Source organism: Novosphingobium rosa NBRC 15208 (assembly GCF_001598555.1).
GTDB lineage: Bacteria > Pseudomonadota > Alphaproteobacteria > Sphingomonadales > Sphingomonadaceae > Novosphingobium > Novosphingobium rosa.
In genome coordinates this window covers 1-13083 of sequence record NZ_BCZE01000048.1, presented here as the reverse complement: position 1 = coordinate 13083, position 13083 = coordinate 1, and the positions used below count along the sequence as shown (strand labels likewise).

Genomic DNA, 13083 nt, shown 5'->3' with positions numbered 1-13083 from the left:
GCACTTTCCTTTTCCCTTACTCCGCTGCCGCTTTCTTGGCCGGAGCCTTCTTAGCCGCAGGCTTCTTGGCCGCTGCCTTCTTGGCGGGAGCCTTTTTCGGAGCCTCCTCACCATCCGCCTTCTTCGCGGCGGCTTTCTTCGGCGCGGCCTTCTTGGCTGGCGCCTTCTTCTTGCCCTTGGCAGGCCCCTTCGCGGCGCGCTCGTCGAGCAGCACCACGGCCTCTTCCAGCGTCAACTCTGCCGGGTCTTTCGCCTTGGGCAGGGTGGCGTTGGTGGTGCCATCGGTCACATAGGGCCCGAAGCGACCGGCCATCAGCTTGATCTCGCCGCCGTTCACCGGATGCGCGCCGAAGACCTTCAGCGGCTCGGCGGCGGCGCGGCGGTTGCCGCCACCGGCGGCCGCCTCGGCCAGCTTGGTCACCGCCATGTTCATGCCGGTATCGAAGACCTCGGTGGTGCTGCGCAGGCGGGCGTATTTGCCGCTGTGGGCCAGATAGGGGCCATAGCGGCCGATGCTGGCGGTGATGGGCTCGCCCGTCTCGGGATGCGGCCCCACGGTGCGCGGCAGGCTGAGCAGCTTGACCGCCCAATCCAGCGTCAGTTCCCCGATGTCCTTGGGGATGCTGGCCATCTTCTTGTCGTCACCGTCGCCGGTCTGGATGTAGGGGCCGAAGCGGCCAGCCTTGCGCATGATGGGCAGGCCCGTGTCGGGATGCTTGCCGATCTCGCCTTCCTCGCCGCCATCCTGCGCTCCGCCCGGCTGGGCGAATTTGCGGGTGAACTTGCACTCGGGGTAGTTCGAGCAGGCGATGAAGGCGCCATAGCGGCCACCACGCAGGCTCAGGCGCCCTGCATGGCAGGCGGGGCATTCGCGCGGATCGCCGCCATCCTCCTTGGGCGGGAAGAGATAATCGGCGAGGAATTCGTCCAGCGCCTCGGTCACTTCCGAGGGCTTCTTCTCCATCACCTCGTCGGACTTGGGCTTGAAATCGCGCCAGAAGGCTTCGAGCACAGCCTTCCACTCGCGGCTGCCGCCCGAGACGTCATCCAGCTCCTCTTCCATGCCCGCGGTGAAGTCATAGCCGACATAGCGGGAGAAGAAGCGTTCCAGAAAGGACGTGAGAAGTCGCCCGGTTTCCTCTGCGAAGAAACGGTTTTTCTCGGCGCGCACATAGGCGCGGTCCTTCAGCACCTGAAGCGTGGCGGCATAGGTCGAGGGGCGACCGATGCCCAGCTCTTCCAGCCGCTTGACCAGCGAGGCTTCCGAATAGCGCGGCGGCGGCTGGGTGAAGTGCTGGGTGGCGTCCACGCCCTCCTTCACCGGCATGTCGCCCTTGTTCATCAGGGGGAGCAGGCCGCTTTCGTCCTCCTCGCTGTCCTGCTTCTGGTCGCGGCTTTCGTCATAGACGGCCATGAAGCCGGGGAACTTCACCACCTGGCCGGTGGCGCGCAATTCGTGCTGACCGGTGCCGTCGCGCAGGGTGACGGTGGTGCGCTCCAGCTGAGCGCTGGCCATCTGGCTGGCCAGAGCGCGCTTCCAGACCAGATCGTAAAGGCGCGCCTCATCGCCGCTGCCATAGGTGTTGCGCGAGAAGTCGGTGGGGCGGATCGCCTCATGCGCTTCCTGAGCATTCTTGGCCTTGGTCTCGTAATGACGCGGTTTTTCCGGGCAGAAGTGGCCCGAGAAGCGCTCGGTGATTTCCTTGCGCGCGGCGTCGATGGCGCTGGGGTCCATCTGCACGCCGTCGGTACGCATATAGGTGATCGCGCCCGCCTCATACAGCGTCTGCGCCACGCGCATTGTGTGCATGGCCGAGAAGCCAAGCTTGCGCGCGGCCTCCTGCTGCAGGGTGGAGGTCGTGAAGGGCGGATAGGGATTGCGGCGGGCGGGCTTGGTCTCGACCTCTTCGACGCAGAAGGCGCCACCTTCCACGGCAGCCTTGGCGCGCTTGGCAATGCCTTCCTCGCCGAGGCTGAGCTTTTCAAGCTTCTTGCCTTCGAATTTGACCAGACGGGCCGGGAAATGCGTGCCGTCATGCAGCAGCTTGGCGATGACCTGCCAATATTCCTGCGGCTTGAAGCTCTCGATCTCGCGCTCACGCTCAACGATCAGGCGCAAAGCCACCGACTGCACGCGCCCCGCGCTCTTGGCGCCGGGCAGCTTGCGCCACAGCACCGGCGAGAGGGTGAAGCCGAAAAGGTAATCCAGCGCGCGGCGCGCCAGATAGGCGTCGATCAGATCCTGATCCAGCTCACGCGGATGCTTCATCGCCGTGGTGACGGCGTCCTTGGTGATGGCGTTGAAAGTGACCCGCTCGACCTCCTTGGGCAGGGCGCGGCGCTTTTTCAGCAGCTCGCGCACATGCCAGCTGATCGCCTCGCCTTCGCGATCAGGGTCAGTGGCCAGAATCAGACGGTCGGCCTGCTTGGCGGCATCGGTGATTTCACGCACGCGGTTCTGTTTGTCGCCATAGAGCTCCCAGTCCATTTCGAACCCCTCATCGGGGCGGACCGAGCCGTCCTTGGGCGGCAAATCGCGGATATGACCATAGGAGGCCAGAACCTTGTAGTCCTTGCCGAGATACTTCTCGATGGTCTTGGCCTTGGCCGGGGATTCGACGATGACGAGCTGCATAAGGCGGTTTCAGACACTTTCTTCGCGTGGTCGTAAGGCTTTTCTCACGTACACGCACGAGGGTGGTTCGCTGCGCTCCCTGCGTCAAGAGGGCGCTTATCGCAAGACATAGGAAGCAAAAGCCCGAAGCAAAAGCCTCAGGCAAAGACCTAAACCGCCCGGCTGACGCGCCCGCCCGCATGGCGGATGATCCTGCCGGTCAGTTCCATATCGATCAGCGCCGCCTGCACCACCCCGGCGGGCAGGCCGCAATGGCGGATCAGATCGTCCACGCCGATGGGCGCCACGCCCAGCAGCGCGGCGATGCGTTCATCAGCGCTGTCACCGGCCGGGGGTTGTGGTATCGGCGCTGCATCCGGAACCGCCAACGGCAAAGCCTCCTGCTTCGGCGCGCGCAAAGGCATGCGGGGCGCGCCCTGAAAGTCGGTCAGCAGTTCGAGAATATCCTCGATACGCTGGACCAGCACGGCCCCCTCGCGGATCAGATCATTGCCGCCATGCGCGCGCGGATCGAGCGGAGAGCCCGGCACCGCCATCACCGCCCGCCCATAATCCCCCGCCAGCCTTGCGGTAATGAGCGAGCCGGACTTTGGCGCCGCCTCCACCACCACCGTCCCCATGGCAAGGCCCGCGATGATGCGGTTGCGCGCGGGGAAATGGCGCTGGGTGGGCTCGGTGCCGGGGGGCATCTCGCTGATCAGCAGGCCTTCCCGGGCGATACGCTCCTGCAGGGCGGCATGTTCGGGCGGATAGGCGATATCGATGCCGCCCGCGATCACGCCGACCGTTCCCGCGCTGTTCTCCGCACTCAAGGCGCCCTCATGCGCGGCGGCATCCACGCCCCGCGCCAGACCTGAGATCACCGCGCAACCCTCCCCCGCCAGATCACGGGCGAGCATGCGCGCCAGCTTCATCGCCCCCGCCGAGGCATTGCGCGCGCCGACAATCGCCACCGGGCGCCGCGCCGCCATGGCCGGATCGCCACGCACGATCAGGATCGGCGGCGTACCCTCGGCCAACGCCAGCAGAGCGGGATAATCGGCGCCGTCATGGAACAGGTAACGCCCGCCTGCCGCGCGCACGGCGGCCATCTCCGCCTCGACCGCCTTCACGGAAAACGGCTTGAACCCCGCCTTGCCCAGCCCGGGCAAAGCCTCCAGCGCGGCGCTGGCCGAGCCGAAACGGGCCAGCAACTGATGATAGTTCACCGGGCCGATGCCGCCGGAGCGGATCAGCCTGATACGGGCCACGCCCTCCTCGCGCGTCAACCCGCTCGGCTTGCGCGCGGAGGGAGCGGGCTCGCCCACTCAGTCCTGAGTTTTGCGCGAGGAACCGACTCGCGGCTCTGCGCCCTGCATCAGCCGGGCGATGTTCTCATGATGGCGCGCCACCACCAGCACCGCCAGCGCCGCCAGCACAGGCACCAGCGCGATATGGCCCAGCGCCAGAGCGGCGAGCGGCGCAGCGACAGCCGCGCTCATGCCGCCAACCGAGGAAATCTTGGAAAGCCGCGCCGCCGCCGCCCAGGCCAGAGCGCTCACCAGCCCGACCGGCCAGGCCAGACCAAGCGCCACGCCCAGCACCGTCGCCACGCCCTTGCCGCCGCGAAAGCCCAGCCACACCGGGAAACAATGGCCCAGCATCGCGGCCGCCGCCGCCAGCTGCGGGGCGGCGGTCCAGTCGCCCGCGAAAGTGCCTGCCTCGCCCCACAGCGCCCGGGCGATCATCACCGCGACCACGCCCTTTGCCATATCCAGCAGCAGCGTGGCCGCCGCCAGCCCCTTGCGGCCCGTGCGCAACACATTGGTGGCCCCGATATTGCCCGAACCGATCTGGCGCAGATCGCCCGCGCCCGTCACCCGCGTGAGGATCAGGCCAAACGGCACCGATCCCAGCAGATACCCCAAGACCAGCGCCCCCAGCAGCGGGCTCAAACCTGTCGCACTCACTTGAAAAACCTCTCGATCCATAAGCGGGAGGCATTGCTGCGCAGGCGCGTCGCGCGCCTCTCCCCTGCCCGGCCCTTTTAGCGCCCGCCCGCGCCGACAGGAAAGCCCTGTCTTTGCTTTTTGCGCCGACGCCTTTTAGAAGCGACAGCCTGATCCCCCAGCCCAAGGCCCTGAAACGACGTGACCCAGCCAGCCATCGATCCCGCTTCCCCGGTGTTGCTGTTCGATTCGGGTGTGGGCGGGCTGACGGTGCTTGACGCCCTGCGCGCGCAATTGCCCGACGCTCCGGTGATCTATGCCGCCGATCTGGCGGGCCTGCCCTATGGCGAGAAAAGCGAGGCGCAGATCGCCGCCCGCGTCTCGGGCCTGCTGGGCCGGATGACCGAGCGGCTCAAGCCCCGGCTGGTGTGCATCGCCTGCAACACGGCTTCAACCATCGCCCTGGCCAGCGTGCGCGAGGTGCTGGAGGTGCCCATCGTCGGCACGGTGCCCGCCATCAAGCCCGCCGCCGCCATGACGCAAACCGGCACCATTGGCCTGCTGGGCACCGCCGCCACCGTCCGCCAGAGCTATGTCGACCAGTTGGAGGCCGAATTTGCGCAAGGCAAGCGGCTGCTGCGGCACGGCGCGGGCGAACTGGTCGCGGCGGCGGAGGCCAAATTGCGTGGACGCCCGGTGGACATGGCGGTGATCGAGCGCGCCGTGAGCGGCCTGCGCAACCAGCCCGGCGGCTCGGAGATCGATACGGTGGTGCTGGCCTGCACCCATTTCCCCTTGCTGATCGAGGAACTGGGCCAGGCCTTCGGCCCCGGCGTGCGCTTTATCGATGGCGCCCAAGGCATCGCCCGGCGCATCGCCGCGTTGACGCAAGGCCAGAGCTTCGCCCGCGCCCATGCCGACAGCGCCCTTTTCACCGGCTCCGCAGGCGATAACGCCCTGACGCCCGCCCTGCGCCTGCGCGGCCTTGAAAGCGTCGCGCAGTTCTGAGGGCTGCATATCAGGCTTGCTTATTGCGCAACACAGCCTGCACATTTGTGCAAATTCGACCCAAATGCCTACTGACAAGGGACTAAAGTCCTGTCATCCTGATATTCGATCAGTGTCTTTGATGCTGGTCATTTTACGGGGGCTCCGCTATGGGGCATAGGGAGGCAGCCCTTACAAAAAGGGGCGCCAGCAGGATGAATGCACTCGTGAATTACGACCAGATTTTCGATTCCGCGATCCAGCGCCTCCACACCGAGGGACGCTACCGCGTCTTCATCGACATCCTGCGCAACAAGGGCGCCTATCCCAACGCCCGCTGCTTTGCCGGGCACAATGGCCCCAAGCCGATCACCGTCTGGTGCTCGAACGACTATCTCGCCATGGGCCAGCACCCCAAGGTGATCGCCGCCATGGAGGAAGCGCTGCACGATGTGGGCGCGGGCTCTGGCGGCACGCGCAACATCGGCGGCAACACGCACTATCATGTCGATCTGGAGGCCGAGCTGGCCGACCTGCACGGCAAGGATGGCGCGCTGCTCTTCACCTCGGGCTATGTCAGCAATGAGGCGACCCTGGCCACGCTGGCCAAGATCCTGCCCGGCTGCGTGATCTTCTCAGACGAGCTGAACCATGCCAGCATGATCGCCGGCATCCGCAATTCGGGCTGCGAGAAGAAGGTCTTCCGCCACAACGACCTCGAACACCTCGAGGAACTGCTGGCCGAGACCGATCCCAACCTGCCCAAGCTGATCGCCTTCGAGAGCGTCTATTCGATGGACGGCGACATCGCCCCCATCCACGAGATCTGCGACCTCGCCGAGAAGTACAACGCCCTGACCTACATCGATGAGGTCCATGCCGTGGGCATGTACGGGCCGCGTGGCGGCGGCATCACCGACCGCGACAATGCCGCTCACCGCATCGACATCATCGAGGGCACGTTGGGCAAGGCCTTCGGCGTGATGGGCGGCTATATCGCCGCCGACACCCGCATCATCGATGTGATCCGCTCCTACGCGCCCGGCTTTATCTTCACCACCTCGCTGTCGCCGGTGCTGGTGGCGGGCGTGCTGGCCAGCGTACGGCACCTCAAGTCCTCCAGCGTCGAGCGTGAGGGCCAGCAGGCTGCCGCCGCCAAGCTGAAGAGCCTGTTCCGCGATGCCGGTCTGCCGGTGATGAACAGCACCACCCATATCGTGCCGCTGATGGTGGGCGATCCGGTGAAGGCCAAGAAGATCAGCGACATCCTGCTCGCCGAATATGGCGTCTACGTTCAGCCGATCAACTTCCCCACCGTGCCGCGCGGCACCGAGCGTCTGCGCTTCACCCCCGGCCCGGCGCATACCGAGGCCATGATGGAAGAGCTGACCAAGGCTCTGGTCGAGATCTGGGACCGGATGGATTTGAAGCTGGCGGCTTGATTTCAGGGTTTTCAAGACAAGTGAAGATGCGAGGGCCATCGCCCTCGCGCTCCCTTTAATGTCCGCCTTGCGCGTAACCTATCGGGTTCGCACGGGTTCTTAGCGCCGCAGGCAGGATGTGCCGCGCGCAAACCTGGCGTTCAAATCTGGATCTGATTGCCTGCGGCGCCTTGGCGAGCGTAGGTGGAGAGCCTGGGCATACCAATTCGGCGCCACTGCCCTATCGTCGGAAGACGGAATGGGAGCGCGAGGGGGTAACCCCCTCGCTTCTACCCTTTTCCCTTAAACATCAAAGATGATGCGTGCACAGGGCGAGCAGCAGGATGACCGGGACAGGCACGCCGATAAACCAGAGAATAGCAGAGCGCATCGCGAACCTCCATGGCTGGGTTGATGTGTTCAACCGTGTGGCCATGGAGTGCGTGAGGCTTGCAAAAGTTCCGTTTCGGGACGGGTAAGCGCTTATTCCTCGCCCATGCGCAGCGCGGCGATGAAGGCCTCCTGCGGGATCTGCACGGAGCCATACTCGCGCATGCGCTTCTTGCCTTCCTTCTGCTTGTCGAGCAGCTTCTTCTTGCGGCTGATGTCACCGCCGTAGCATTTGGCGGTCACATCCTTGCGCATGGCGGCGATGGTCTCGCGCGCGATCACCTTGGCGCCAATGGCGGCCTGAATGGGGATCTTGAAGAGGTGGCGGGGGATCAGATCCTTCAGGCGCTCGCACAGCTGGCGGCCGCGCGGGTCGGCCTGCGAGCGGTGGACGATCATCGAAAGCGCGTCGACCGGCTCGTTGTTGACGAGGATGTTCATCATCACCAGATCGCCCTCGCGCAGGCCGATTTGCTCATAGTCGAAAGAAGCATAGCCGCGCGAGATCGACTTCAGGCGGTCATAGAAATCGAACACCACCTCGTTGAGCGGCAGCTCGTAATTCACCTGAGCGCGCCCGCCCACATAGGTCAGCCCCGTCTGGATGCCACGGCGATCCTGACACAGCTTCAGGATGCTGCCCAGATATTCGTCGGGCGTGTAGATGGTGGCCTTGATCCAGGGCTCTTCCATGGTCTCGATCTTGACGGGATCGGGCATGTCGGAGGGATTGTGCATCTCCTTGACCGAGCCGTCCTTCATGGTGATGCGATAGACCACCGAAGGCGCCGTGGTGATAAGATCGAGGTCGTATTCGCGGCTCAGGCGCTCCTGGATGATCTCCAGATGCAGCAGGCCGAGGAAACCGCAGCGGAAGCCGAAGCCCAGCGCCGCCGAGGATTCCATCTCGAACGAGAAGGACGCATCGTTCAGACGCAGCTTGCCGATGCTCTCGCGCAGCTTTTCAAAATCGGCGGCATCGACGGGGAACAGCCCGCAGAACACCACCGGCTGCACTTCCTTATAGCCCGGCAGAGCCTCGGTCGCGCCGCCCTTCTGGGTGGTGATCGTGTCACCCACCTTGGCGGTTTCGACTTCCTTGATCTGGGCCGTGATAAAGCCGATCTCGCCCGGGCCCAGTTCGGCCAGTTCCTCGCGCTTGGGGGTGAAGCAGCCGACGCGGTCGATCAGGTGATCGGTGCCGCCGGCCATGAACTTGACCTGCAGGCCCTTCTTGATCACGCCATCGATCACGCGCACCAGAATGACCACGCCCAGATAGGGGTCGTACCAGCTGTCGACCAGCATGGCCTTCAGCGGCTTGGAGCGATCCCCCTTGGGCGGCGGGATCTTCTTCACGACGGCCTCAAGGATTTCCTCGATGCCGATGCCCGCCTTGGCCGAGGCCAGCACGGCTTCGGAGGCATCGAGCCCGATCACATCCTCGATCTCGGTCTTGACCTTCTCGGGCTCGGCGGCGGGCAGGTCGATCTTGTTGATGACGGGCACGATCTCGTGGTCATGCTCGATCGACTGGTAGACGTTGGCCAGCGTCTGCGCTTCCACGCCCTGCGCCGCGTCCACCACCAGCAGCGCGCCCTCGCAGGCGGCCAGCGAGCGGCTGACCTCATAGGCGAAGTCCACATGGCCCGGCGTGTCCATGAGGTTCAGCTCATAGGTTTCGCCATCATGGGCCTTGTAGTTCAGGCGCACGGTCTGCGCCTTGATGGTGATGCCGCGCTCTTTCTCGATGTCCATGTTGTCGAGCACCTGCTCGCTCATTTCGCGCGCTTGCAGGCCGCCGGTGAACTGGATCAGCCGGTCCGCCAGCGTCGACTTGCCATGGTCGATATGGGCGATGATGGAGAAATTGCGGATTTTCGCGAGGTCGGTCATGGCGGTCTTTATATAAAATGCGGGCACCGGAAGACCAAAGCCCCCCGGTTCATCGAGTCGCCGTTAGCAGCGTGTGGGGCTTATGTCACTCGCCTGTAACGGGCGTTTCGGTGTTGGCCTCCGGGTTCAGCGGGCCTTTCACCGCGCCGACCCATTCGCGCCACAGCAGCATCAGCACCGCCATCACCGCCGGGCCCATCACCAGCCCGATAAGCCCCCATGTCTCAACACCCCCCAGAATGCCCAGCAGCACCCAGAGGAAGGGCAGCCGCGTCGAGCCGCCGATAAAGGCAGGGCGCACGAAGTGATCGGCCACGAAGACCACCACCCCACCGATCACCGCCACGGCCACCGCCGCGGCAATGCTGCCGCTGGCCGCCAGCAGCGCGACCGCCGCGATCAGCGCCACCGTGGCGCCAAAGGGAATGGCCGAAAGCAGCCCCGTCACCAGCCCCAGCAGCGCGGCATGGCTCGCCCCGGCCAGGCCATAGGTGATCCCCAGCAGCACCCCCTCGCCAAAGCCGACGATCACCAGACCGTTGACCGTGCCGCGAATGGCCTGTGTCGCCTGCCGGATCACCCGCTCGCCCGCCTCGCCAAAGGCGCGGCGGCTGCCGATGCGCACGGATTTCGCCACATACTGCCCATCGCGCAGCAGGAAGAACAGCGTCACCAGCATAAAGCTGAGCAGCAGGAAGCGATGCGCCAGACCCGTCAGGATCTTGCTGCCCCGGCCAATGGGCAGGCCGGTGGCGTGATGTGCCAGCCGGTCGATGGCTGCGGGCGTGGCCAGCGCCGATTGCCACCAGTTCATCAGCTGGTCGCTATAGGGCAGATGCTGCAGGAAATCGGGCGCGGGCACGCCCTGTTCGCGCGCCGTGGCCAGCCATTGCGCCAGCGCCACGCTGTCATGCACCAGAGCGGCCGCCACCATCACCAGCGGAATAACGAAAACCAGCAGGATCAGCAGGGTGAAACCGGCGGGCAGCAGGACTTTCTCACCGCGCGGCCAGCGCTCCACGCTGCGCTCGTAAAGCGGCCAGAGCGAGATGGCGAAGATGCTGCCCCAGCCCAGCGCGGGCAGAAAGGGCCGCAAGGTCCAGACCCCTGCCAGCACCAGCAGGATGATCGCCACCAGCACCGCGATCCCCTGCCCGCGTGACCAGCTGCGCGGGCCCACCGCAAACCATGTACCGGGGGGCGAGCTGTCATTGTCCTCATGCATCGCGCAAGGCTAGACCTGCGGGGGCGCCGCGCCAAGCCCTGTTCGCACGGTCTGCCCCGGCTGTTAAGCTGCTGAGCTTTCTTCGGCCTCGGCGCGCTTGTCGATGGTCACGCGGTTGCGCCCTTCCCGCTTGGCGCGATAGAGCGCGCCATCGGCGGCGGTGATCAGCGTCGATCCATCGCGCTCCATGCTCTCGTCCCATGTGGCGATGCCGAAGGACATGGTCACCGCGCCCAGCGTGCGCCCGGCGTGATGCACGGCCAGTTCGCTGATCGCCTGACGCACCATATTGACGCGATTGCTCAGCGTGGCGGCATCGGTGCCCGGCGCGATGATGGTGAACTCCTCGCCGCCGAAGCGGCAGATCACATCGCCGTCGCGGAACCGCGCGCGCATCTCGGCGGAGACCGCCTGCAGCACCGCATCGCCCGCATCATGGCCGAACTCGTCATTGTAGCGCTTGAAGTGATCGACATCGCACATAACCAGGCTGAGCGCGCTCTTCGACCGCAAGGCGCGCGCCACTTCCAGCGCCAGCGTTTCCTCCATATAGCGGCGGTTGAATAGGCCGGTCAGCGGATCGCGGATGGTCTGTTCGCGCAGCCCGCGCTGCAGGCGATGGTTGACCAGCGCGGAGGCGATGTTCTCGGTCAGCACCGTCAGGCGGAAGCGGTTTTCGGCCTGCACCACGCCCTTGAGATACAGCACGCCGATCACCTCTCCGCCCGCCAGCAGGGGCTCGCAATGGTAATGGTCAGGCTGGTCATGCGGATTGTTGAGCACATGGGCGCAGACGATGTCCGACCCCGGCTCGATCACGAAATGGCTCTGGCCACGGCGCAGGGCCCAGCACTGGTCGGGGGCGAAGCCGCTGCTTTCCACCTCCAGCCCGCCCCATGCCGCGATGGGCACCAGCAGATTGCGCGAATTGTTATGGGCATAGAGCGCGCCCGGCATATCGGTCAGCACGCGCGGCACGAAGACGCGGATGACAGAGGCCAGCTCCTCATCGGTGCGCGCGGCCTGCATGCGGTGGGCCATGCCGCCCAGCAGCTCGATCACCTCGCTGCGCTCACGCAGATCCTCGCTGTTCCGGCTGAGTTCGAGGTTGGCGATGCGCAGCCGCTCCTCGCTGTGGTTCTGATCGGCCACCGCTACGGCCAGCTCATCCGCCATGGCGTTGTAGCCATAGGCCAGACGCTCGAACTCTTCTGAGCGCATCGCGCCCTCGATGCGCGCGCTGCGGTCACCCGCGCCAAACTGGCTCATCACCGCCATCATCGCCTCGACCGGGCGGCGGATGCGGCGGATCAGCACCAGCCCCATCAGCACGATCAGCAGCATGGTGACCGGCACGCCCCCCAGCACCAGCCAGCGGATGCCATCGAGATGCGAGGTGGCCGCCGCCATGCGCGAATTGGAGAGCATGCGCTCTTCGGTCAGGAAATCGCCCAGCCGCGCCTCGACCAGCAGCATGATGAAATGGCCCCGCGCGCTGGTCGCTGGTTCTGCGGGATCGCGCTGGCGGATCTGCATGGCGGATTCACGCAGATTGGCGGCGCGGTCATCGATCAGCGCGCGCACATTCTGGGCGCGGGCGTTCTGCGAAGGATTGTCCAGCGTCAGCCAGGCAATCGTGCCTGCCGCGCGCCTTGCCTGCTGGCTTTCGCTGTCGATGATCCTGGCCTGCTCGACCTCGTGATTGAGCAGATAGCTGCGCTGGGCGCTTTCGGCGGCCCGCAGGTGGCCGATCGCCTGATTGGCCGTCTTGAGCACCTCTGCGGAATGCGCGACCCAGCCCAAACTGCTCTGCATCCGCGCGGCCTCGTCGAGCAGCAGCCCCCCGAACAGCACCAGCACGGCGCAGACCATGCCGCACAAAATCTTGATCCGGCGGGAGAGCGATCCAGCCAAGAAGAACTCCGTCATCCAGCGCCGCAAGGGGCAGATGGCTAAGCCATGACTGAAAAAACCATCGAAATGGTTAATATGCGGCAAATTCAGCGCGCGTCTGCGGCGATCTGTCGCATGGGAGTAGGGGAAGGAAGATGCGAGGGGGTTACCCCCTCGCGCTCCCATGCCGTCTTCCGACGATAGAGTGGTGGCGCCGCATCGGTGCGCTCTGTCTCTCCACCTGTGTTATCAGCCGCCCAGGCGGTTGCCGTAGCCGATGGTCACCGTCGCGGCCAACAGGATGACGATGCCGCCCACCACCGTGGCCTTCACGCCCGTGCTGGCGCCCTTCCATTCCTTCAGCGCAAAGCCCCACAGCGTGCCGAAAATGATGATGCTGGCCATATGCAGCACCCAGCTCGAAAAGCCGTAGCGCCCCATATTGCTCTCACCCATGGTGTAGAAAAAGAACTGAAAATACCACAAGGAGCCGCCAAACATCGCCAGCAGATAATTGAGCGCCAGCGGAGCGCGCTGCGCCTCGCCCTGCCCCAGCCACTGGCCAGCCGAGCCATTGCGGCGCGTCAGGATCAGGCACCACACGCCATTGGTCAGCAGGCCCCCGAACATCACCAGACACAGCACCGGCAGGCCGGTCCACAGCGGACCTGCACCATGCGCGGCGGCAATCGCCTTCACCGGCTCCCC

Annotated in this window: 9 protein-coding genes; 2 read left to right on the top strand and 7 right to left on the bottom strand. The window is 65.2% G+C overall.

Annotated elements, in window-relative coordinates:
* Positions 1-16: 16 nt before the first annotated feature.
* The 3 genes from topA to plsY form a co-directional block, all read right to left on the bottom strand.
* Entirely contained in the window at positions 17-2635 is a 2619-nt protein-coding gene (topA, locus tag SR3_RS18075) for a type I DNA topoisomerase (RefSeq protein WP_068089392.1), read from the bottom strand.
* A 149-nt stretch (positions 2636-2784) separates the two neighbouring features.
* Positions 2785-3942 (bottom strand): DNA-processing protein DprA, encoded by a 1158-nt coding sequence (gene dprA / locus SR3_RS18070; protein ID WP_068089390.1) that lies wholly within the window; start codon positions 3940-3942, stop codon positions 2785-2787.
* Complete coding sequence (gene plsY / locus SR3_RS18065; protein WP_407668177.1) at positions 3943-4584, bottom strand: glycerol-3-phosphate 1-O-acyltransferase PlsY; 642 nt, start codon at positions 4582-4584, stop codon at positions 3943-3945.
* A gap of 180 nt (positions 4585-4764) precedes the next feature.
* On the opposite strand from plsY, the gene murI reads away from it, so the two are divergent.
* Positions 4765-5571 (top strand): glutamate racemase, encoded by an 807-nt coding sequence (gene murI / locus SR3_RS18060; protein ID WP_407668176.1) that lies wholly within the window; start codon positions 4765-4767, stop codon positions 5569-5571.
* Positions 5572-5777: 206 nt separating this feature from the next.
* Positions 5778-6992, top strand: coding sequence for a 5-aminolevulinate synthase (gene hemA, locus SR3_RS18055; protein ID WP_068089398.1), 1215 nt, complete (start codon positions 5778-5780; stop codon positions 6990-6992).
* A gap of 462 nt (positions 6993-7454) precedes the next feature.
* Here hemA and lepA read toward each other — a convergent pair whose 3' ends face one another.
* From lepA to SR3_RS18035, 4 genes are all read right to left on the bottom strand, one after another.
* Entirely contained in the window at positions 7455-9257 is a 1803-nt protein-coding gene (lepA, locus tag SR3_RS18050) for a translation elongation factor 4 (RefSeq protein ID WP_068089384.1), read from the bottom strand.
* A gap of 85 nt (positions 9258-9342) precedes the next feature.
* Positions 9343-10482 carry an AI-2E family transporter gene (locus SR3_RS18045; protein WP_068089381.1) on the bottom strand — a complete coding sequence of 380 codons (1140 nt, stop codon included), beginning with the start codon at positions 10480-10482 and terminating at the stop codon, positions 9343-9345.
* A gap of 63 nt (positions 10483-10545) precedes the next feature.
* Entirely contained in the window at positions 10546-12411 is a 1866-nt protein-coding gene (locus SR3_RS18040) for a diguanylate cyclase (protein WP_174549162.1), read from the bottom strand.
* A gap of 213 nt (positions 12412-12624) precedes the next feature.
* A partial coding sequence (locus tag SR3_RS18035) for an L-rhamnose/proton symporter RhaT (RefSeq protein ID WP_281198733.1) occupies positions 12625-13083 on the bottom strand: 459 nt, incomplete at its 5' end.

Coding starts and splice junctions, on each gene's coding strand:
- topA (WP_068089392.1), bottom strand. CDS start 2,635: ATGCAGCTCGTCATCGTCGAATCCCCGGCCAAGGCCAAGACCATCGAG.
- lepA (WP_068089384.1), bottom strand. CDS start 9,257: ATGACCGACCTCGCGAAAATCCGCAATTTCTCCATCATCGCCCATATC.
- SR3_RS18045 (WP_068089381.1), bottom strand. CDS start 10,482: ATGCATGAGGACAATGACAGCTCGCCCCCCGGTACATGGTTTGCGGTG.
- SR3_RS18040 (WP_174549162.1), bottom strand. CDS start 12,411: ATGACGGAGTTCTTCTTGGCTGGATCGCTCTCCCGCCGGATCAAGATT.